The 22615-nt window shown below is 38.2% G+C and carries 16 protein-coding genes; 10 read left to right on the forward strand and 6 right to left on the reverse strand.

Annotated features, from left to right (window positions below; all coding sequences use genetic code 11):
• Positions 1 to 198 precede the first annotated feature (198 nt).
• The gene (locus tag NMG88_RS14730; RefSeq protein ID WP_235751536.1) at positions 199 to 1032 is read left to right on the forward strand and encodes a TlyA family RNA methyltransferase; all 834 of its coding nucleotides are present in this window, start codon (positions 199 to 201) and stop codon (positions 1030 to 1032) included.
• 71 nt (positions 1033 to 1103) lie between these two features.
• Positions 1104 to 1739, forward strand: a complete 636-nt coding sequence (locus tag NMG88_RS14735) for a hypothetical protein (RefSeq protein ID WP_233423102.1) — start codon at positions 1104 to 1106, stop codon at positions 1737 to 1739.
• A 178-nt stretch (positions 1740 to 1917) separates the two neighbouring features.
• Here NMG88_RS14735 and NMG88_RS14740 read toward each other — a convergent pair whose 3' ends face one another.
• On the reverse strand, positions 1918 to 2331 hold the full coding sequence (locus tag NMG88_RS14740) for a hypothetical protein (protein WP_042154427.1): 414 nt from the start codon (positions 2329 to 2331) through the stop codon (positions 1918 to 1920).
• Between the two features lie 273 nt (positions 2332 to 2604).
• Here NMG88_RS14740 and NMG88_RS14745 point away from each other — a divergent pair, with 273 nt between their 5' ends.
• Both NMG88_RS14745 and NMG88_RS14750 read left to right on the forward strand, forming a co-directional pair.
• Positions 2605 to 2850, forward strand: a complete 246-nt coding sequence (locus NMG88_RS14745) for a hypothetical protein (protein ID WP_227357958.1) — start codon at positions 2605 to 2607, stop codon at positions 2848 to 2850.
• 61 nt (positions 2851 to 2911) lie between these two features.
• On the forward strand, positions 2912 to 3118 hold the full coding sequence (locus NMG88_RS14750) for a hypothetical protein (RefSeq protein WP_042154425.1): 207 nt from the start codon (positions 2912 to 2914) through the stop codon (positions 3116 to 3118).
• 124 nt (positions 3119 to 3242) lie between these two features.
• On the opposite strand, the gene NMG88_RS14755 is transcribed toward NMG88_RS14750, so the two are convergent.
• Positions 3243 to 4013, reverse strand: coding sequence for a class I SAM-dependent methyltransferase (locus NMG88_RS14755; protein WP_233427959.1), 771 nt, complete (start codon positions 4011 to 4013; stop codon positions 3243 to 3245).
• Between the two features lie 430 nt (positions 4014 to 4443).
• Here NMG88_RS14755 and NMG88_RS14760 point away from each other — a divergent pair, with 430 nt between their 5' ends.
• Both NMG88_RS14760 and NMG88_RS14765 read left to right on the forward strand, forming a co-directional pair.
• The gene (locus NMG88_RS14760) at positions 4444 to 5385 is read left to right on the forward strand and encodes a spermine/spermidine synthase domain-containing protein (RefSeq protein ID WP_042154421.1); all 942 of its coding nucleotides are present in this window, start codon (positions 4444 to 4446) and stop codon (positions 5383 to 5385) included.
• 341 nt (positions 5386 to 5726) lie between these two features.
• Positions 5727 to 6323 (forward strand): M23 family metallopeptidase, encoded by a 597-nt coding sequence (locus NMG88_RS14765; protein WP_081846380.1) that lies wholly within the window; start codon positions 5727 to 5729, stop codon positions 6321 to 6323.
• Between the two features lie 337 nt (positions 6324 to 6660).
• On the opposite strand, the gene NMG88_RS14770 is transcribed toward NMG88_RS14765, so the two are convergent.
• The gene (locus tag NMG88_RS14770; RefSeq protein WP_027250027.1) at positions 6661 to 7038 is read right to left on the reverse strand and encodes a hypothetical protein; all 378 of its coding nucleotides are present in this window, start codon (positions 7036 to 7038) and stop codon (positions 6661 to 6663) included.
• A gap of 387 nt (positions 7039 to 7425) precedes the next feature.
• On the opposite strand from NMG88_RS14770, the gene NMG88_RS14775 reads away from it, so the two are divergent.
• From NMG88_RS14775 to ppsA, 3 genes are all read left to right on the forward strand, one after another.
• Positions 7426 to 8895 (forward strand): CIA30 family protein, encoded by a 1470-nt coding sequence (locus NMG88_RS14775; protein WP_254035566.1) that lies wholly within the window; start codon positions 7426 to 7428, stop codon positions 8893 to 8895.
• 151 nt (positions 8896 to 9046) lie between these two features.
• Positions 9047 to 9934 (forward strand): carbohydrate ABC transporter permease, encoded by an 888-nt coding sequence (locus NMG88_RS14780; RefSeq protein ID WP_042154413.1) that lies wholly within the window; start codon positions 9047 to 9049, stop codon positions 9932 to 9934.
• Between the two features lie 723 nt (positions 9935 to 10657).
• The gene (ppsA, locus tag NMG88_RS14785) at positions 10658 to 13201 is read left to right on the forward strand and encodes a phosphoenolpyruvate synthase (protein WP_227365529.1); all 2544 of its coding nucleotides are present in this window, start codon (positions 10658 to 10660) and stop codon (positions 13199 to 13201) included.
• Positions 13202 to 13331: 130 nt separating this feature from the next.
• On the opposite strand, the gene NMG88_RS14790 is transcribed toward ppsA, so the two are convergent.
• Together NMG88_RS14790 and NMG88_RS14795 are read right to left on the reverse strand one after the other, a co-directional pair.
• Positions 13332 to 14135 (reverse strand): RloB family protein, encoded by an 804-nt coding sequence (locus tag NMG88_RS14790; RefSeq protein ID WP_227350681.1) that lies wholly within the window; start codon positions 14133 to 14135, stop codon positions 13332 to 13334.
• An 11-nt stretch (positions 14136 to 14146) separates the two neighbouring features.
• Entirely contained in the window at positions 14147 to 15550 is a 1404-nt protein-coding gene (locus NMG88_RS14795; RefSeq protein ID WP_227397869.1) for an AAA family ATPase, read from the reverse strand.
• Positions 15551 to 15863: 313 nt separating this feature from the next.
• Here NMG88_RS14795 and NMG88_RS14800 point away from each other — a divergent pair, with 313 nt between their 5' ends.
• A complete protein-coding gene (locus tag NMG88_RS14800; RefSeq protein WP_254035567.1) occupies positions 15864 to 22046 on the forward strand; it encodes a translocation/assembly module TamB domain-containing protein in 6183 nt (2060 codons plus the stop codon).
• Here NMG88_RS14800 and NMG88_RS14805 read toward each other — a convergent pair.
• The gene (locus NMG88_RS14805) at positions 22043 to 22549 is read right to left on the reverse strand and encodes an ATP-binding protein (RefSeq protein ID WP_042154404.1); all 507 of its coding nucleotides are present in this window, start codon (positions 22547 to 22549) and stop codon (positions 22043 to 22045) included. The genes NMG88_RS14800 and NMG88_RS14805 overlap by 4 nt on opposite strands.
• Between the last annotated feature and the right edge of the window lie 66 nt (positions 22550 to 22615).

A 22615-nucleotide genomic window follows, 5' to 3' on the forward strand; every position in this document is an offset into this window, starting at 1 on the left:
AAACAGCCAACTCTTATTAAGCCCATGGGTATAATAGGGGTTAGGCTTGATTTGGCTGATAAAAAAATAGGGCGATCAATAATAACTTGGGCGGTAGTCATTTCTACTTTGCCGTTGGGATAAATAATTATGAATCAATTCTCCACTTAAAACGCATCAGTTATCAGTTTATGACCCATTCCCTACTCCCCCTGACCTGTGAAACAACGACTCGATACCTTATTAGTAGACCTGAATTTATGTGAGTCCCGCCAACAGGCTCAAGGTTTAATCCGGGCGGGATCGGTTTTAGTGAATCAACAAATGATTGATAAACCTGGGACGGAAGTTAATGTAGAAGCTAAGATTCAGGTGAAACAGCGATCGCGTTTTGTTTCCAGAGGGGGGGAAAAACTGGCTAAATCGCTGGAGGAATTTAAAATTGAGGTGAGCGATCGCGTCTGTCTGGATGGGGGAATTTCCACTGGAGGTTTTACTGATTGTTTATTAAAAGCCGGGGCGACAAAAGTTTATGGTGTGGATGTGGGTTATGGACAAGTAGACTGGGGAATTAGAAATGATCCCAGGGTGGTTTTGAAAGAACGGACAAACCTGCGATATTTAACTCCCGATCAGTTGTATGGGGAATCAGATACACCGGAAAATTATCCTGATTTTGCCGTTGTGGATGTATCATTTATTTCTTTAACCAAAATCTTGCCACCATTGTGGCAATTATTAAAGCCGAATCGGGAAGTGGTACTCTTAGTCAAACCTCAATTTGAAGTGGGTAGAGAACGGGTGGGTAAAAAGGGAGTTGTCCGAGATTCTAAGGATCAAGCCCGTGCTATCTTTCAGGTGGGTTCTGTGGCGATATCCTTGGGATGGCAATATCGAGATTTAACTTGGTCGCCGCTCCAGGGCCCGGCCGGAAATATTGAGTATTTGTTATGGTTGCATACGGTCGGTCAACCCTTTCCTTCTGAGTTGGCGATCGCCCAAATTACTCAACTCGCCCAACAGTCCCTAACCCAATCCCAGAGTCACCCTTAATCTTTTAAATCTCTTTAATGAATTTACCCAAACTACTAAAGCGAATTACGATTTATGTCATCAGCGCTTTCATGTTTGTTTTCTCTGCATTGGTCTTGACGGTTGTGGCGATCGCAATTAAGGTTTTAGTCCTGAAACTCGCCCATAGATTTGTTTACCCCATTTTTATATTTGGCGATTTACTTAGGGGTTTGGAAATTATTGATTTACTCAATATTTTAGTGTTTGCGATTTTGGGGATGGGATTAGGAGTCGCAACGGGTTTGTTACCTACGACCGATGCTCGAAAAATTAGTCAAGTTTTTCTGATTATTTTAATTCCAATTATTTTAGCGGTTCCTCAAGTGGTTAAATACAATCTTTGGGTCGAGGATATTGCTCAAGATGATGATCTTTCCTTCCATCAAGCGCAAACGGTAGCTGATTCTTTTCTTAAACGTAGAATTAATCAGGATGGGGTTTTTGGGTTTTATTTATATACTGGACAATTTCCGATGGTTCCAACCCGACAATTGCAAATGCAGGAATTAGAACGTTTGGAACAGCAAATTAACTCTAAATTTGTGCGGGTAAGCGGGATTCCTCCGACTTTAATTACGATAATTATGGGGGTTTGTTTTTGGGGAATTCGGATGTTTTATTTTTCCGTTGCTGTGATTACAGCGATCGCCCATTATCGAGAAGGATTAAAGATTGTGGTGAAATAGTTGGATTTTAGAGGGTTAAGGGATTGAGTCGGTTACTATGTTGATTAAAAAGTCAAGAGTATAGTCATGTTAGCCGTAAAGATATTATCTCCTAAATCGAGATTTTTGTCAAGTCGTCTGGGGAACTAATCTGGGGAAAAGTTGGTTTGGAGAAAAAAGACGAAACCGGGTGAGAATGTCAACGCCAATAGGGTCTACCTTTCCAAAATAGACCGATTAAAATTCCCATAATGGTGATTTGAGATGTGCTAAGTAAAATCACAGGGGGAAAGATAGATTTATAGAGGAATAAAACAATTAATAAACTAATAAATAATGCCCATAAACAAGCAACATTAAGAAAAACTTTAGAGGGCTGAATTTCGATTAAATAAATTGATAGGGCTCCCACCCCCACCCCTACTGCAAATATAATCAACATTCCCAGGGGAGGAGTCAATAAAAGCAGCATAATTTGTTTGAATGCTGGAGAGTGGGTGATTCCCCAGAGGGTAAAAACTTCTGCGATCGCAACTATTAAATAAGTCAAGGCGACGCTTTGTAATAAAGATGACCAGGGTAAATTTTTTAGCCGTTGTATAAAATTATTCATAGATTTTTTACTAAAATTCACCAGTCTCAACTGGTAAGATTAAATTATTGGGTAAGTGGGATATCCACACAGACAATGTTAAAGACATGAAACGGGTGCGTTTAATTCGTCCTGTTGAAGTTAGAATCGAGCGTATCTTCAGACCTGAGAGTATCAAAGATTTTTTGATTCAACTTACGTTAAAATTTTTAATGTTGAGAACCCCGAACCAATTCCAAGTCTAAGACCGATAACGCAACAGAGGAGAAACCGTTCACCAACCCCACCCTAAAAGTGCGTCGTCAACTTCACTTAATGCTCCCAGCAAAAAGTGGAATGCGTCGTAAGTATGGGGGTTCTACGACTCGTCATGGATTCCGTAAGGGGGACTTGGTTAAATCTGCCAAGGGTGTTGGTTATGTGTCAGCAGACACCGAAAGACAAGTATCTGTCAGCGATGCTAATTGGAAACGGTTAGGGCAGATTGCTTCTAGTAAAGGACAGTTAATTCGCCGTTCTAACGGGTTGATTGTTATTTAGAAGATTGTGTAAAGCCGTCCTTCGCTTCGCTAAAGGACGGGGTTTCAAACCCATTTTTTCGATGACAGAAACATCAATTAACTGTGCAGAAGCCTGTATAAATGGCTGTGTTTTGGGGGATAAATGCCCTAATCGGGAATATATCCCAGACACGGAGAACTTTATCAATAATACATCCTTAGATCAAATGTTACAAATGGCAGAGGAAGCGATGCGGAAGAAAAGAACGCAGCCCCCCACTTGGATTTTACCGGATTTTCCTGAGTGAATCAATTGGGTAAAGCAAATATTAAACCCGACATACCAATGATCGGGGACTTACGACAATTGAGTTATTGAGAGGGAAAGGGGATAAAATTGATTAGAATATTCCCTTTCCCCCGTGTAATTTACTACTTAATTTTATTAGCTACAATCCGAATTCGCTTGTAGTCAGCAATCCAAGTCCCATTTTTAAATAATTTGGGACGTAAGCGACTTTCGATATCGTTCATAATATGTATTTGTTCTGAGGCTGAAATCCCTTTAAAAAATTCTCCAGCAAACATTCTCAACCAATTATTTAAGCCTTTGTCTCCATCCGTTAATGGAGTGGGACGTTCCACCAAAGTTGCCAGCTTTAACTCAAACCCTTGAGTTTCTAAAAGCATTCCATATTCGCTAATGCTTGGAAAATACCAGGGATTCAGGGTTTTATTTTTAGGGTATCCCGCAGCATCTAAAGCCTGATCAATTGCTGTAATAATCGTATCAATATTGCCTTTCCCGCCAAATTCTGCTATAAAACGTCCGCCGGGTTTTAAGGCTCGACAAACTCCAGAAATAACTTTTTCCGGTTGTTTAATCCAATGTAAAACCGCATTGGAAAACACCGCATCAAATTGTTCTTTCCAGGCTAATTTAGAGGCATCTATGACCAAAAAATTTAGACCGGGATAGGTTTGGCTGGCTCGTTTAATCATGGTTGAAGCATGATCAATCCCCGTAACTTCGGCCCCGGTGTTTGTGATTTTGTAACTCAAGTTACCTGTACCACAACCGAGATCCAGAATGTGTTCCCCTATACGGGGATCAAGCAATTCCAAGAGATCCACAGCTAAATTGGAGACAAAGCTATGGTGACTATCGTATAATTGTGCATCCCAATAAGACACAGGAGCCATGGGCGCATAGTTTACGGTCTTAGTATTCATGGTGGAAGTAAGGCAGAATTTACTTGTCATTATTTATTATCCAACATTCTGTTCGTGATTAACTAAAAGTCAAGGAAAATTTAGACTGATTTCAAGAGGCAGGTTTTGTCCTAAAGCCCAAAGGTTGATTCGGGCGATGAAAGGCGATCTTGACTCCTGGGTGATTGGCGAACAGGAATCTTTTTATACCATCTGGTGAAGCATTATTTCATCTAGTTAAAGATAGAGATTTACTCAACCCCTTATTTTACTTTTATAAAACTATTTAAAATCTTGAGAAAATCTTGATTAGTGAGAGTATATAGCAATCCTAAATAGGTTGTAACATTTTAATTTTGTAGCAGATCCAGAATGCTCTACCCTAGAACATTGGATCTGTATTTTTTTAGGAGAAGTAATTATGTCGGGTAGCGAACTAAAAGCTGATTTTTGGGTGAGTGAGTATATCACACCTTGGGATATTTATGTCCATGGAATTACCAAGGTATTAGCCTATAAAAAAACTGCCTATCAAGATATGTATGTGGTCGAAACCGGGGCTTACGGAAAAGCCTTAGTTCTTGATGGTAAATGGCAATCTTGTACCGGAGATGAATTTCTCTATCATGAGCCATTAGTCCATGTCGCCTCCGTTTATCATGGCGATCCTAAAAAAGTTGCGGTTTTGGGCGGGGGAGAAGGGGCGACCATTCGGGAGGTTTTACGCTGGAAAACTGTTGAATGTGTTGCGATGATTGATTTAGATGGGGATGTGGTCGAAGCCTGTAAAGAGTATCTGCCAGAAATGCACGAAAATGCCTTTGATGACCCCCGTACTCAATTGATTATCGGGGATGCGATCGACTTTTTAGATCAGACTGAGGAAAAATGGGATATTGTGATTTCTGATTTATCCGATCCGATTGAAGATGGGCCATCTTTTAAATTGTTCACCAAGGAATATTTTGAAAAAATTCGTCAAATTTTAACCCCCGATGGCTATGGGGTAATTCAAGCTGGCCCGGTTTCCCCGAATGAGATGAAACTGCACGTCCGCCTGGTGAATACCCTGAAAACGGTTTTTCCCCATGTTCACTCCTATACCAGTTATATTTCCACCTACGGAAGTCCCTGGAGTTTTATTATCGTTTCTGCCCAACCGATTAATACCCGTCCTGAACCGGAAAATGTTGATAAGGTTTTAGAAGCTCAAACCACCGGGGGTCTAAAGATGTTTGATGGGATAACGATGTTAGGAATGTTACAAGTTCCCAAACATCTGCGGGATGCGATCGCGACTGAAACCGAAATTTATACCTTAGCTGAACCGCCGAAATTCTTTGGTAAAGGGGCTAATGCTTAATCAATGATAGGAGGGAACACCGGAACAGCCCCCCTAGCCCCCCGTGCACGGGGGGCTAGGGGGGAGGGAACGCCGGATCTGGGAATAGGGGGACACTTCCTGTTTTCCTCCGATCTCCTGTCTCCTGACTTCTAATTGTATTGATAAACTTTAACCAAAATCCAGTACAATACTCCGTGAACCCTTGATAAAATCGCTAACGGTTATCGTAAATGTTAGGCTGTTCCCTGTTTACTGCTATCAATTCAGTGAATACCCTGAAAAAGTGTGTTCTTTACTGGAACAATTATAAAAAAATCCCACTAATAACCCCTTTTTAGTGATTGAGGAGTCAAACATTAATGGCAAAATCTAAATTATTGCGTCCAGGTAATCTTATTTTACTAGCAGGATTAATCGGTCTGGGTTTTGGGGTACTGGGATGGAAACAACAGTTCGCCAAAGCTCAAAATGCTGAAGTGGCAACGGGTGTAAACTGGTCGGGAGCTTCTTTCCCCGTGGAAGGCTTTCAAGAATATACCTCCCCGTTTGGGTATCGTTCGTCTGGTTTTCACTATGGTTTAGATTTAGCAGCCCCCCAAGGCAGTTATATTCGTAGTTGGTGGCAGGGGACGGTGACAGAAGTTTGGCAAGATGACCGTTGCGGTACTGGCATTGCGATTCAGTCGGGTCAGTGGGAACATATTTATTGTCATATTCAAGGTAGCGTGGAAAAAAACGCTCAAGGGACTTATTTTATTGACCGACAGGGGGGAATTCAACTCTGGGAAGGTCAACAAGTTCCTTCTGGGACGAGAATTGCTAGGGTGGGGATGAGTGGACGGACAACGGGCCCTCACCTACACTGGGGATTAAAGCATAATGGCAACTGGGTTGATCCCGGTCGGGTGTTACGCTCGATGTATAATCAACAAGTTCAACAAGCTAATCGGGGTTAATTGTTGACTCGTACCGCCTGAAGTTAAATTTTTGTCAAAAAAATGAGTAACCCTTGATACAATAGTTAACGTGAGATTTGAACATTTCTACCCGCACCGCAGATGTAGAACGCGGCGTTTAGGTATCTTCAAATTGAAACAACAACGGTATCCATAAACCCAGACCAGCAATTGAGATTTTGCGCTGGTCTTTTTTGTTGGGTAATCGGGAACACGGATTTAAGAGGATTTCACGGATTTCACAGATTTTAATCTGTGTTAATCTGCGTAATCCGTGTTCAGATTTCACGGATTTCAATCCGTGTGAATATGGGTAGTGTCAGAAGATTCCATCGCTTTAGTTAAAAGCTGGATTCTGTAATTTGCCTAGTATTTTTTGAGCAAATGAAACTATTTTTTCGATAAAATACTTTAAATTATCAGGGGATTTAATTGCCCAAATATTAATCACTAAACAGGTTGTTCCTAGGGATAATAGGATATAGGTGGGAATCATTACCACACCAATCATAAACCAAGTGAAAACGTGCAGTACCATCAATCCTGAATACAAACTAGCAAACCCAGAAATTAATAGGATTTGAGAGGTGGGACGATTTAGACCAATAAAAATTAAGGTTTGTAAGGTAGCTAATATATTAAATGGGATTAAAAAGGCACAAATTCCCAAACAGTTATTTCGAGAAAACTCAGCAATTGTTGTTAAATCTATCATGATTAAAACTCTGGTTTTTGAGAATAGCTGGAGATGAAATATTTTTTATACTTTTAACTTCTCTATTATAGCCTTTTTAATGGCTATCGTTTCTTGGTTGTCCAAAAATTGGTAAACATCATCAAAAAACTACCTACAACAATCATTAAAGCGAGTCCGACGGGGAGCGCTGTTTCTAAATCAATATTTTCCATTGTTTCCGTTTCTATACAATCAAGAGATACCTTAACACAGATATTTCTATTTGGGGAAGGGAAAGGCCATAATTTTGAGGATTGACGATTTCACAGACCTTGAGAAACTTTGGCTTTCTTCTGTTACTATTAAATTTGTTACATATCTTAATCTTTAAGTACAGTCCTTTAACAAAATTATCGGGAGAAGGCAATGGTAGAGCAACAAAAAGGACAATGGGATGGGGGAAGGTTTCTAAAAACCCTGGCTTATTTTGGGGTTGTTCCTCTTATTGGTAATATTAGTTGGATACAAAATTTATTGAGAATGGGTACAAAACAACCGCAACAGAAACCGAATATTATATTAGTAGTCGGGGCGACCGGAGGGGTGGGAAAACGAGTTGTTAAACGGTTACAACAGCGGGGAATAACGGTGCGTTGTTTGGTTAGGGATATTAAAAGAGCTAGAACAATATTAGGAAATACGGTAGAATTAATTGAAGCTGATTTAACAATTTCCGAAACCTTGACCTCGGCTATTTTTAAAGATGTTACTGCGATTATTTGTTGTAATGGAACTAAGGTTCAACCTGTGGAGGGAGATACTCCTAATCGAGAAAAATATTATCAAGGAATTAAGTTTTATCTGCCGGAAGTGGTTGATGTGCCGGAATTAGTCGAATATAAAGGCATACAAAATTTAATTTATGCTGTACCTGTAACTCTCAAGAAAGCTGGGGATAAAATTCTGTTTGATTTTACCAAACCCACGGAGGAGATTAAGGAAATTTGGGGAGCATTAGATGATATTGTTATGGGGGGTATTAGTGAAAGTTCGTTAAAATTAATCCCCGATGGCGGATTATTTACGGGATATGTTTCAACGGCTAATTCTGGAGGTTTTGTTTCTATTAGAACTCGCAATTTTGAACCCGCTTTAGATTTATCAGACTATCAGGGAATTGAGTTACGAGTGAAAGGAGATGGAAAACGATATAAATTTATTATTCGCTGTAATGATGGTTGGGATAGTGTGGGATATTGTTATTCTTTTGATACGGTTTATAATATTCCGATTACGATTAGAATTCCGTTTACAGAATTAATTCCGGTATTTCGAGCTAAAACCGTAAAAGATGGAAAACCGTTTGATTCTAGTCAGGTATTTTCCCTACAGTTAATGTTGAGTAAATTTGAATATGATGGAGCTTTAAACCCGAAATTTCAACCTGGATTATTTCAATTAGAAATTGAGTCTATTAAAGCTTATGGTGGGAAAGTATTACCTCGGTTTGTTCAGGTAAGTTCGGCGGGGGTAACTCGTCCGGGGAAACCAGGATTAAATTTAGCAGAAGAACCGCCTGCGGTGCGTTTAAACGAACAATTAGGCGGGATTTTAACTTGGAAGTTAAAAGGAGAGGATGTGATTCGTTCTAGCGGTATTCCCTATACTATTATTCGTCCCTGTGCGTTAACAGAAGTGCCTGGAGGTTCGGCTTTCAAATTTGCCCAAGGTGATACGATTAAAGGGCAAGTTAGTCGAGATGATATTGCCGAACTATGTATCCAAGTATTAACTCAAGCGCCAGCTTGTAATACCACTTTTGAAGTTAAAACAGAACCGGATAGTCAGTTTTCAGGAAATTGGGATGAGTTATTTTCTGAGTTGAAATCCGACTAACATAATTCGTTGTTGCGCTTCAGCGCAATCTTGAGGGCTTTAGCCCAACAACGTTAAAATCCGATTAACATTGGTTCGTTGTTGCGCTTCAGCGCAAAAATAGAGGGCTAAAGCCCAACAACGAACTTTATTAATTATTTAATAAAAAGTGATGTTAAAGTTTAAACCTGTTTTCACGCCTTATTTATTTTTATTTCCGGCTTTATTAATGCTGACCTTAACGGTATTCTGGCCAGCGTTACAAGCATTTTATCTGAGTTTATTTAGTTACGATTTACTCACACCTCCCGAATGGGTGGGATTAAAAAATTTTCAACGGTTATGGACAGATGAGGTATTCTGGGAAACCTTAAAAAATACGTTTCTTTATTTAATCGTAGTGGTTCCAATTTTAGTCTTTGTACCATTAACCTTAGCAATTTTAGTTAACCAAAAATTACGAGGAATGAATGGATTTAGAACTGCTTATTATGTCCCGGTTGTGATTTCTATGGTGGTGGCGGGTATTGCTTGGAAATGGTTATATGCAGAAAATGGTTTTTTCAATCAACTTTTAAACGCTATTGCTATTCCGCCGATTCCTTGGTTAACCAGTCCGAATATTGCCTTATTTAGTGTGATGGCGGTGACTATTTGGAAAGGGTTAGGCTATTATATGGTAATATATTTAGCAGGATTACAAGGGATTCCATTAGAACTATATGAAGCGGCAAGTATTGATGGTTCGGATGGGTTTAAAAAACACTGGGATATTACGTTACCTCTGATGAAACCCTATATGGTTTTAGTTGGGGTAATTTCGGCGATTTCCTCCACGAAAGTATTTGAAGAAGTTTTTATTATGACCCAAGGCGGGCCGAGAAATAGTTCTAAAACCATTGTTTATTATTTATATGAACGAGGATTTCAACAGTTAGAATTTGGCTATGCTTGTACTATCGGGTTAATTCTATTTTTAATTGTTTTAGGATTATCAATTTTACGATTAGTGATTGAAAGATTTACGGAAAATATTAATAGCAGTAATCATTTAACGTAGGATGTTTGATGTCTCGAGGACTGTGGGGTGGGAAGGATTTTTCAGCGAGTGAGGACACTCTGACTGCGAAAAGGATAAAACCTGACAACAGTAATTTGATAGCATAAGTAGTTGCACAAAATAAATTACCTAACCCCCCGTGCACGCGAGGAGCCCCCCAAACCCCCCGTGCACGCGAGGAGCCCCCCCAAACCCCCCGTGCACGGGGGGCTAGGGGGGGAGGGAACAGGGTAGAGGATGTGTAATTAATTTTGTTTAGGTACTTATTAAATTAGACAAGTATTTAGACTCAGAAGGCTTGTAGAAACCATATTGGATTTTTTGATACAATTGTTAATATTCATTTGCAACATTTGTTAATGTTAATTCTCAAGGTTTTGAGAACTTAATCTTTTTTAAGAATAGCCCAAAACTCCCTGGCAGCAATAATCTTTTACATTAGGTTACTATGGAAGTAAAAAGAACCTATATTGTAATAGGGATAGAAGGTGGTAGTCTTGAATATAGAGGAAAAAAACCTCAGTTGAGAACAAAAGTTCAGACCTAGAGAGAAAAACCGGACGCAATTTTAAGAACTGCAAAGTTCAAGAATGATTTAGAGAAACTTAACTTAGAATGTACGAGTAAGTATTAATACGTTCTGACCTAAGTTTGAACTTAAATAAACAATAAAGATTGACTGAATGTTAATAAAACAGTCATTCCAATTGGAGGATTTTAAAAATGGTTAACACTTATGCAACGACTGAAACAGTAAATTCAGAAGCGAAAGAAACAGCTTTTGTACTGTGGTTTGATGAAGTGGGAATTTCTGATATTCCCTCAGTAGGTGGGAAAAACGCATCCTTGGGCGAAATGATTCGAGAACTCGCTTCCCAAGGTGTGAACGTTCCGAATGGATTTGCTACCACTGCCTATGCTTATCGTTATTTTATTGAGTCTGCGGGTTTAGAGAAAAAACTACGGGAACTATTTGCAGACCTCGACGTTGAAGATATGCCAAACCTGCGACAACGCGGGAAACAAGCTCGTTCCTTAATTTTAGACACTCCGTTTCCACCAGAATTAGAAGCAGCGATTACCAGCGCCTATAAAAAACTCTGCGAACGCTACAGCACGGACGGGGATTTTTGTAACCAATTTGGCGAGGAATATAAAGAAGAATGCAAACGCTATTCCAATGATGTAGACGTTGCCGTGCGTTCCTCCGCTACCGCCGAAGACTTACCCGATGCCAGTTTTGCCGGACAACAGGAAACCTACTTAAACGTTTATGGCGAAGAAGGAGTTTTAGAATCCTGCCATAAATGCTTTGCCTCGATTTTCACCGACCGGGCAATTTCCTATCGCACGATTAAAAATTTCGACCATTTTAACGTGGCTCTGTCCGTCGGTGTGCAAAAAATGGTACGGTCTGACCTCGCCTGTTCCGGGGTGATGTTCTCCATTGATACCGAAACCGGATTCAAAAATGCAGCCTTAGTAACTGGAGCCTATGGTTTAGGAGAAAACGTAGTTCAAGGCACGGTTAACCCCGATGAATATTTTGTGTTTAAACCGACCTTACTGCAAGGGTTCCGTCCTATTTTGGAAAAACGCTTAGGCAGTAAAGAACTGAAGATGGTCTATGATATCGGAGGTTCTAAACTAACTAAAAACATCTCAGTTCCTCAGTCTGAACGGGATAAATACTGTATTAACGACGACGAAATTTTACAACTGGCGAAGTGGGCTTGTATTATTGAGAACCACTATTCGCAAGTCCGGGGTACTTATACTCCGATGGATATTGAATGGGCCAAAGATGGAATTACCGGACAATTATTTATCGTCCAGGCCCGTCCTGAAACCGTGCAATCCCAGAAATCCGCTTCCGTTCTCCGCAACTTTAAACTGCTCGGAACCAGTAAGGTTCTATCTCGCGGTCGGGCCGTGGGTGAAATGATTGGTCAAGGGAAAGCGCGGGTGATTCTGGATGTGCATAAAATTGATGAATTCCAAGCGGGTGAAGTGTTAGTCACCAATAAGACTGACCCCGACTGGGAACCCATCATGAAGAAATCCAGCGCTATCGTTACCAACGCGGGCGGACGGACGTGCCACGCAGCAATTATCGCGCGGGAAATGGGCATTCCCGCCATTGTCGGTTGCGGTGATGCCACCTCGGTGATTAAAAACGGCCAAGAAATTACCGTTTCCTCATCTGAAGGAGAAGAAGGTCGGGTTTATGAGGGGTTAGTTCCCTTTGAAATACAAGAAACCGTTCTCGATAATCTGCCCAAAACCCGGACAAAAATTTTAATGAACGTGGGCAACCCGGAAGAAGCCTTCGGTTTGTCTTCGATTCCTTGCGATGGTGTGGGTTTAGCGCGGCTGGAGTTTATTATTGCTAACCATATTAAAGCCCACCCCTTAGCGTTGTTGAAATTTGACCAACTCGAAGATGAGTTAGCCAAACGGGAAATCGCCGAGATGACGAAAATCTACGACCATAAACCGGACTTCTTCGTGGATAAACTGGCCCATGGTATCGGGATGATTGCCGCGGCCTTCTATCCGAATCCGGTGATTGTGCGGATGTCCGACTTCAAGAGTAACGAATACGCCAACCTGTTAGGCGGCCGTCAGTTTGAACCCAAGGAAGAAAACCCGATGATTGGTTGGCGCGGCGCCTCCCGTTACTATGACCCCAACTACCGCGAAGCCTACGGGTTAGAATGTGTGGCCCTGAAACGGGTTCGGGACGAAATGGGTTTAACGAATGTCACCCCGATGATTCCCTTCTGTCGCACCCCCGATGAAGGTCGGAAAGTGTTAGCAGAAATGGAAAAACACGGTCTGAAACGGGGCGTCAATGGTTTGGAAGTTTATGTGATGTGTGAACTTCCCAGTAACGTGATTTTCGCCGATGAATTTGCCGCCGTGTTCGATGGATTCTCGATTGGGTCTAATGATTTAACCCAATTAACGTTAGGTTTAGACCGAGATTCTGCCTTAGTTGCTCATATTTTTGATGAACGGAATGAAGCTGTTCGTCGGATGGTGACCATTGCGATTAAAGCGGCTAAAAAATATGGTCGCAAGATTGGAATTTGTGGTCAAGCACCGAGTGATTATCCTGAGTTTGCCCGGTTCTTGGTGGAGTTAGGAATTGATTCAATTAGTTTGAATCCTGACTCGGTGATTAAAACAATTCTGGATATTGGCAAAATGGAGGAATCTGGCACGTTGTTAGATGAAGTTATGGACGTTGCCAAAGCCAAATAAATTGTTGTAGAGACGTTGTATACAACGTCTCTACGGGGATTGTTTGCTGAATTTTAGGATTTGATATTATTAGGGTATGGCGATGCTGTACCCTTTATTTATTGGGGTTAGGAATAAATGGATGGAAGCTTTAATCTAATTGTCCAAATAATTCTAAAAACTGTTCTAAAAGTTTATAAACTGTTGTACCGATTCTTTGAGGAAAATCCTCATCAGTAGGCTGGCACTCTCCTAGTTTTCTAGCTCGTTCAATTGCAGCAACTAGATACTCACCTTTAATAAATTCTTTATAGTAATTGGATTTAGATTTATCTGGGTGGATATCAGAAAGAACCTTCTTACAGAGTTTGGGTCTACCTTTGATTCCTTCATTTTCAATAACTTCCCTAATTGTAGGTTGTGTAGGTTCTTTGACTTTACGTTTTTTATTGGTTTTACATTTTTTGGGATTATTACCTTTCGCAAATTGACTATCAGCATCTACTTGACTATCAGTGTCTACAAAATGGAGAATTAACCAAAGTTCAAAGCAAGGGTTACTCAATCCCATTTTAAAATTTATCTTTTCGTGAAAGAGTTTTATTAATTCCTCAATTTTATCTTTACGGTTTCTATAATAATCTGTATCAATAATCATCCATAATTCATCATACTCTTGGATATCATATTTTTTAACTAACTCATCATAACATTGCTTTAATTGTGCATAAACAGCAGCAGGATCAGAGTCTCCAGAATTGGTTTTATCAAGATATTTTAACTTAATATTCTTCTTGTTTAACTGTAAACTGTATTGTTGAATTAGCTCTTGAAAATACAAATATTCTGTCTTATCACCTTCTGCTGCAATAACATAAATTTTCCACTTACCATCCTTGCATTCATCTGAAATATCTTGAACTATTCGTTGATAATCCTTTCTTTCTCTAGGCATTTTTTTATCCCCTATTTAGCCAAAATTGGTTCTTCATCATTTTTAATCTCTGGGAAAGAATGGATAGCTCCAAACCGACCGTTAATATAACCTTTAGCTAAATCTAAATTTTCTACATCGGTGTTTGCAAGAGAATAAGCAATTGATTGTCCATGTTTATCTTGTCCAATAAACCAAATTTCATCTTTTCTAAAAAGTTCTTTAATATCCAAAAGAATAGCTTGATGTGTTGTAGCAATTAATTGGCTATTATGCAATTTATCATTTTGATTTTGATTCTCTATTTCAAAATCGAGAAAAAGCTCAAATATTTTCCGTGCTAACAATACATGAAGGCTTCTTTCTATTTCATCAACCACAAAAACAACATCGCCTTGAGAGAGTTTAATTAACATTGGAATTAAATCTATAATTCTTTGGGTTCCATCTGATTCTTCTTCAATTTCAAACAAAACTTCTTTTTTATTTTTATCATGCTTAATTATAACCAATTTCATAACTTTTAAAGCTTTTGAACCTGGAATAGATCGAATCATTAAACTGCTGTCTTTATTTCTCGCTAAAATAAATATTGCATTAGCTGTTTCATCATGATAAGGGAATTCTTCTTGAATCATTTCTTTAACTTCCAGTGGAATTCTCTCATACTTTTCTAAATCAATCTCATTAATATCTACTTTTTCTATTCCTAAATCCAAAGATTTTAATAATTTATTAAATTTTTTTAAAAAACCTTGGTTCAATAATTTTTCATTGTCCTTTAACAGTAACGGAAGTGCAAAAGGTTTACTTTCAGGGAATAAAATTGTTAATACATTTGAGAACCAATTATAAATATTTTCAAAATATTCAATCCTACGTTCTTTACAATTTGTTAAGAACAATAAATTTTGCCTGGTACTTTCTGACTCAAATTCAATTCTAGTTTTTTCTTTATCTTTTATGTCTCTAAATAGAGAATGTTTAAAGTTGAATTGATAATCATTACCATTTCTTTCATAAATGCTTTTTTCTTGATTAATACCTATTTCAAATAACCATTCTTCATAAACTTGAGTAGAATCAATGATAAATCCGTAAGCATACTGTTTTTGATGATGTTTAAACTCAAATTCAAACCGAGAGGGCTTTTTTAAAGAATCTTGATCACGTTTAAATGGACTAACTTTTATATTTTTATTTTTATCAACACCATCTACAATAAAATCTTGAGCAAATTTCATCGCTTTAATCAGGTTAGATTTACCAGCATTAGTAGCTCCATAAATTAAAGAAGTTCTTAATAATCCAATAGATTCTTTGTTATCCTCTTGAACAACATGATCACGATGATTGTTGTCAGGAGAAGCAATCATCGTAAATTCAGTTCTTTCATTAAAAGATAGAAAATTTTCTACAGTAAACCGAATTAACATTGTTTTATTTTAATTTTATTTAAAGTCAAATCATATATAATTTAACTTTAAATATGAAGATAGCTTATTACCTCACAAGTGTCAACCCGATTTTCACGTTTTGAAGGGAAAACGGTTACTTTTGCTTGAGCAGGGGAATTAAGGGGTTTTGCTAGTTCATGCGATCGCAACTTCTTAAACAATGAATCAATCCTTAAAAATTTCTTTCCATAGGGATTATTTAAGCCCACAATTCCCTATTTTTATGCTCTGACTAGGAAAAGAGAAAAAAATGCGATAATGTTGTCTTGATTTACTTACAGCCAGATTTGAGATGACTAATTCACCGAATCCCAATTCTGAATCAATTTTACCCCGCCGACGACGGTTAAAGCGGATTTTGCTTTGGGGCGGTATGGGCTGTGGAGTCACCCTGTTAGCCGTGGGGACGACCGCTAGTTGGTTGATTAGATATCGGTTAGCCCCCATAATTAGCAATGTCTTAGAAGGGATACTACAACGGCCAGTTGATGTTGGCCCCCTGGAACGATTTACCCTAAATAGTATTCGTTTTGGTCATTCGTCCATCCCCCCCACAGCCACGGATACCGATAGGGGGGAAGCGACGGCGGTAGAGGTTAATTTCTCTCTTTTATCCTTGTTTAAACCCAAGGTTAAACTTGATATTACCATAGTTAATCCTAATATTTATATTGAACAAAATTCATCGGGAAACTGGATTGATACTCAACTTAAGTTAGATCCAAATCCTCCAATTACATTGGTTTTTAGAACGATTGGGATTGAAAATGCTCAAATTAATTTAATGCCCTATCAGCTTTTGAAAGCCAAAGAAAAGCCGATTGTGATTGCGGTGGATCAAATCAAAGCTAATTTAACCGAAGATCAGCAGAGCATTCAAGCGGATTTAAGGGGTAAATTTGCAGAAACAGGTACTTTTGCCATCAAGGGAGATGCTTTATTAGAAACAGGAAAAATTAATGCTCAAATTCAAGCTAATAGTTTGAATTTAAGCAATTTAGCTTGGTTTGTAGAAACTCCTGGGATTTCGATTAAACAGGGAAAACTTAATACAAATTTAAACGTTAAATTAAATAATTATAAACCATCAGATGTTCGGGGAACGCTGAATTTAGATCAAGTTAAAATTGCTGTTGATAGTCTTCCTGAACCTGTTAATCTGAGTCAAGCTAAATTACGATTTTCGGGAACTAAATTGATCATTGATCAGTTGAATACTACTATGGCAGATTTGGCTCTAGGATTAACGGGATCGGTTTTAACTAATTCTAACTTAGACTTAGCTAAAACTCAAGTTGATTTATTAGCAAATTTACAACCAGTTCAAGTTTCCACCCTGTTAAAAACCGTAGAAACTATTCAGAACAAACCTGTTACCCTTCCCTTTCCGGTGACGGGAGAATTGAAAGCTAATCTTAACTTAAAAGGAAATTTAAACAGTCCTAAAATTTCAGGAAATATCGGCACAACTCAAAAAACCTTATTAGATCGCGTTTATTTTGATACAATTCAAACGGATTTTAATATATTAACTAAACTTGATCCAAATTTTAAGATTTTAGCTGATCCAATTATTGAGATTCAAAACCTATTAATTCAACCTTCCCTTGGGGGGTCAGTAACCGGAAAAGGGGAAGTTAAATTAGCAGGAATGACCGCGTTATTAGCACCCCCAATAAAACCTCAGCCTACGGTTGATCAAAAAACTTTACTAAAATTACCCCCAAATCCTCAGATTTCACAACAAAAAACCGAACTTAATCCGATTGTTAAGTTAGATTTTAATGTTAATAATATTCCTGTGGATGCGATCGCTAAATCCTACGGATTTATCCCCAGTTTTCCGATTGGAAACCTATCAGCAAATGGTCAAATTTCTGGAGATTTAGACAACTTAAAAGCTAATAGTCAATTCTCCTTACCTTCAACAATTTATCCGATTTTTGGGGAAGCTCAAATTTCAGGAAATACGGCGAAAGCACAGATTAAAATTGCTGAGGGAAATCTGAATATTATTGCTCAACAAACTAATAATCAAATTTGGAATGCTGAAGTCATAGCTAATCAACTTTCCTTAACTCCTTTAGTTGATTTGGGTCTATTATTTGCCACAATTCCTAATACAACTAAACAACAAATTCAATCTATTGATTTAACCGATGGTCAGTTAAATTTAGCCGCCAAATTATCAGCAAATTTGCAAGATTTTTCCCTGAATAGTTTAAAAGCGGATAGTCAAATTCAACTTAATTTTCAGAATAGTACAATTAAGGCGATCGCCCAACTCCAAAACGGACTCCTACAAACGGATTTTTCTAGCGATAATTTATCCTTACCTCGATTAATTAATATTGGATTACCCTTTGCCAACTTAACTGATGCTATCACCTCCCAAATTCAGAGTTTAGATATCAGTCAAGGAACTTTACAAATTGATGGATCTCTATCAGGTAAAATAGAGAATTTTAGCCCAAATAACTTTATCGGAAATGCCAAAACAGTCATTAATTTAGGTAAATTAGGAGGAATAATTACCGCCAATAGTCAACTTAATCAAGGACAATTTCAAGGACAATTCAATGCTCAAGAAATCCAGTTAAATCCTTGGATTAATTTAGGTTTACCCCTCGCTAATTTACCCCCAAACCTCCAGAATCAAATTCAAACCTTAGACTTTCGTAATAGTCGTTTAAACGGAGAAGGAAATCTTACCGGAAATTTAACTAATTTTAATCTTAATAGTCTGATTGCTACGGGATTAGCACAGGTTAATTTAGGGAATTTTGGTGGAATTATTAATGCAGAAGGACAATTAGCAAATAATCAATTAACAGGTCAAGTAATCACCGATCAAATTCCTCTACGACCCTTAATTAATTTCGGATTACCCTTAGCAAATTTACAACCTAGTTTAGTAGCTGAAATTAACGCCTTAAATTTTCAAGGAGGATTCCTACAAGGGTTAGCAAAATTTAATGGGAATCTGACTAATTTTTCCCCTAATAACTTAATAGCTTTCCTCGATAGTAAGGTAAATTTAGGTCGAGACGGCGGTATAGTTTTAGCAACCGGAGAAACTCGACAAGGACAATGGAAAACAACCATTAAAGGAGATCAAATTGCTTTAGGTCGATTCTCTCAATTAGTTGAATCTCAAATACCAAATAGTTTACGTCAAAATGGACTATTACAGCAAGCTGAAAATATGCCTTTATTGCGAGGATTATTAACTACTGAAATCACCGGAGAAGGAAATATTGCCTCCTTTAATCCCAACACTATACAGGCATTAGGTCAATTAAGACTAACAGAATTACCGATTATTAAACAACCTTTTGAAGCCATTGCAAGCTGGAATGGTCGAGAAATTAATATTAAAAAAGCTGAAACCCAGGGATTTTCAACCGATGGCTTAATTGGAGTTGAATTTCAAGGAAATGGTATTCCCCAATTATCTAATTTAAACCTAAATGTTCGGGCTGATAATTTTGATTTACAATCCCCATTAGTGCAAAGTTTCTTAACTGCTTTACCCTTAGAAATTAGAACCGGAGATAGTCCTTTAGTGGCTGGAATTGTTGATTTTAATGGTAAGTTAACTGGAACTCCTTCGGCTTTAAACCTAAACGGAAATTTAAGATTAAATAACTTTGCAGTTCGAGATGTCACCTTTGAACCAATTCTAGCAGGAACGGTTGATATTATTCCGAATCAAAAGGTTAATATTGCCTTGGCAGGAGAAAGGGATAAAATAGAATTAGCTTTGGATAATCAATATTTACCGACTTCATTTTTAGTAAAACGGAATGATAGTCAATTAGTCGGAAACTCTCAAGGGAATAATTTAGAGATTAATTTAGACGACTTTCCTCTACAAACATTAAGTTTATCTCCCTTAGCTGAACTAAATATTGGACAATTAAAAGGTATAGCATCGGGAAAATTAACCGTCTCTAATTTAGCCAGTTTTGATATTAATAAAATAGGGGTAATCGGAAATATTGCGATCCAGAACCTAATTTTAGGTCATATTGAAACCGATTTATTTTTGGGAAATTTTAGTTATCAAAATGGTATTGCTAAGTTAACCGATGCTGAATTGAGCAAAGGCATAACTCAGATTATAATTAATGGTCAAGCCAATATTTCTGATATTTTAGCCAGTCTTTCTACACCTCAAACCCAGAATTTATCCACTGTATCGAATCAATTTGAAGGTACAATTAAAATTCCCCAAGGAAGTTTACAGGATATTTTAACCGCCCTAAAAATCTTTAATTTAGCAGATTTTGGCAGAGGATTAACCCCTCCAAACTATGGAATAGCCGCCGATGTAAAGCCTGTTCCCGTAGGTTTACCCCCCACAGCTACGTTATTTGAACAGTTACAACGCCTAGAAGAAATTAGACGAATATTACAAGAATCCCTAGCAGAAATCGCGGCGGAACCCTTACCTCCTTTACGAGATTTAGACGGAAAATTTACCGGAGAAATTGCATTTAAAGGTTCAATTCAATGGGGAATTAATGCGACAGCAACCATCAAAGGTCAAGATTGGAATTATGGCAGATATACCGCCGATCAGTTTTTATTAGAAGCGAATTTTGTAGATAATGTGGTGCGGGTTGAACCCATTCAATTGCTTGCTGAATCAGCATTATATGATTTTCGCGGACAGTTAAATTTAGCCAATCAACAAATATCAGGTCAGTTTCGGGGTAAAAATATCCGCTTAGAAGAAATTGAAAAAATTGTCGATTTGCCAAATGTGGATTTAACCGGACAATTGAATGTTCGGGCGAGTATTGGGGGAACTTTAGATAATCCCCAATCATCGGGGGAATTAACCTTATTAGAAGCAACGGTTAATAATGAACCAATTCAAGAAGCTCAAAGCAGTTTTAGTTATAATAATGCTCGACTAAGATTTGGCGGAAGTTTGTTGGTGACTGAAACCGATCCAATTAATTTTAGGGGGACTTTACCCTTTCAATTACCCTTTGCAAAAGTGACTTCTGAAAGTGATGTAGTTGATGTTAGAGTTGATATTAAAGATCAAGGATTAGCGGTGATCAATTTACTGAATCCCGAATTAAATTGGCAGGAAGGAAAAGGATTAGTTCAATTAAGAATTAGTGGTAGTTTACAACAACCAGAAACCGGAGGAATTAAACTTGATCTGAAACCAGAAGGATTATTTAAAATCCAAGATGCCGTTTTAACAGCCCGCAGTTTAGAACAATCTATTGTCGGATTAAGTGGAACTGCTGTATTTATTGGCGATCGCATTCAAGTAAAAGATATTGAAGGAGATTTACAAGGAGATAAAGGAACCGGACATATCCGATTAAGTGGGGTTTTACCCGTGTCTCATCCCTTAGATGAAAATGACCCAGATCTGCAAACTCCTCTACAATTAGACCTGGAAAAACTAACACTTAATTTACCCGAACTCTATAAAGGAAATGCTGATGGTGCTATTCTTCTTACAGGAACATTATTAAAACCAAAATTAGGAGGAGAAGTCATATTAAGTCAGGGAAAAGTTACCTTACCTTCGGAACAAACCGCTACCTTACCCACAGATACTACGAATACAACTCAACCTCCTGTTGATGTCAGTCTGAACGGATTAAAACTAACTTTAGGCGACAATATTCAAGTTATGACTCCCCCGATTTTAAATGCACCTTTAATTAATTTTAATGCAAAAGGAACGATTGAATTAAATGGAAGTTTAGCCAGTCTTGATGATATTCGTCCTCAAGGAACGATTGACTTAACCGGAGGACAAGTTAATCTTTATACCAGTCAATTAAGGTTAGATCGAGGCTATCCCCAACGGGCAATATTTGTTCCTTCGGAGGGATTAGATCCAATTTTAGATGTCCGTTTAGTCACCCGTGTTCCTGAAACTTTAAGGTTTGTTTCTCCCCCTTCGGCTTTTCCGGCGGAACAAACGGAAGCCCTAAGTCCTTCTCGATTTGGAACAGTCCGAACTATCCGAATTACCGCAATTGTTCGCGGCCCAGCTTCGGAAATTAATGATATTATTAAGCTACAAAGTTCTCCGTCCCGTTCTCAAAATGAATTGGTGGCTTTATTGGGGGGAAGTGTGATTCAAGGCATTCAAGATGATAGTACATTAGTATTAGCAAATATTGCCAGTACCGGATTATTTGGTAAACTCCAACAGAATGTGATTAACGCCACGGGATTAACGGAATTTAGGATTTATCCCTCACGAATAGCCGAACGTGGTTCCAAGGGCACAGCTTCCGCTTTAGGAGTGGGAATTGAAGTGGGTTTAGATGTGACTGATAATGCTTATGTTTCTTTAAGTCGGGTCTTAGCTGCGGATCAACCGTTTCAATTTAATATTAATTATCGTCTAAATGATAATATATTGTTGCGGGGAGTTACGAATTTTAGGAATGAAAGTGAAATTCGGTTTGAGTATGAAACGAGGTTTTAAATTATTAGATTGTTAACTAGGGTTTTTAAGTCGAAATAGTCGGGTTTTAAACTATAAACTTTGATAAATCCTTCTGAGGTAGTGGGAGGAAAATCTGCGATCGCTTTTCCCATTTGTTCAATCACAGATTCAGGAACTTGACGTTGGCGATTTTGATTCCGCAGCTTGCAAGTTTCTATCGGAGTTTCTAATACCCAAGCAACCCAATATCGAGGGATTTCTGAATAAATTAGAGCGATTTTTTCTAATATATCCAGTCGCCAAGGTCGATAAGCATTAGTCGCATCATAAATAATTGGTTGAGAAGATGCGATCGCTTGTTCCATTTCTTGCAATACTTTTCGTTCAATTTCTAACCAATTCCCCTGAATAATTTCATCCCCATAAAGTTGTTCCCGAATCCGATCCGTCGAAATAATTAAACCCTGGGTGAGATCCGCAAGCTGTTGAGCAACAGTTGACTTTCCCGAACCCGGAATACCGACCAGAAAATGACAAATCATATTGAATAAAATTAAAAAATTTTGCTTGACAATAAATTTATAAGTGTTATAATTTTAGGGTAAGTG

The organism is Planktothrix agardhii (assembly GCF_904830935.1).
GTDB classification, from domain to species: Bacteria; Cyanobacteriota; Cyanobacteriia; order Cyanobacteriales; family Microcoleaceae; genus Planktothrix; species Planktothrix agardhii.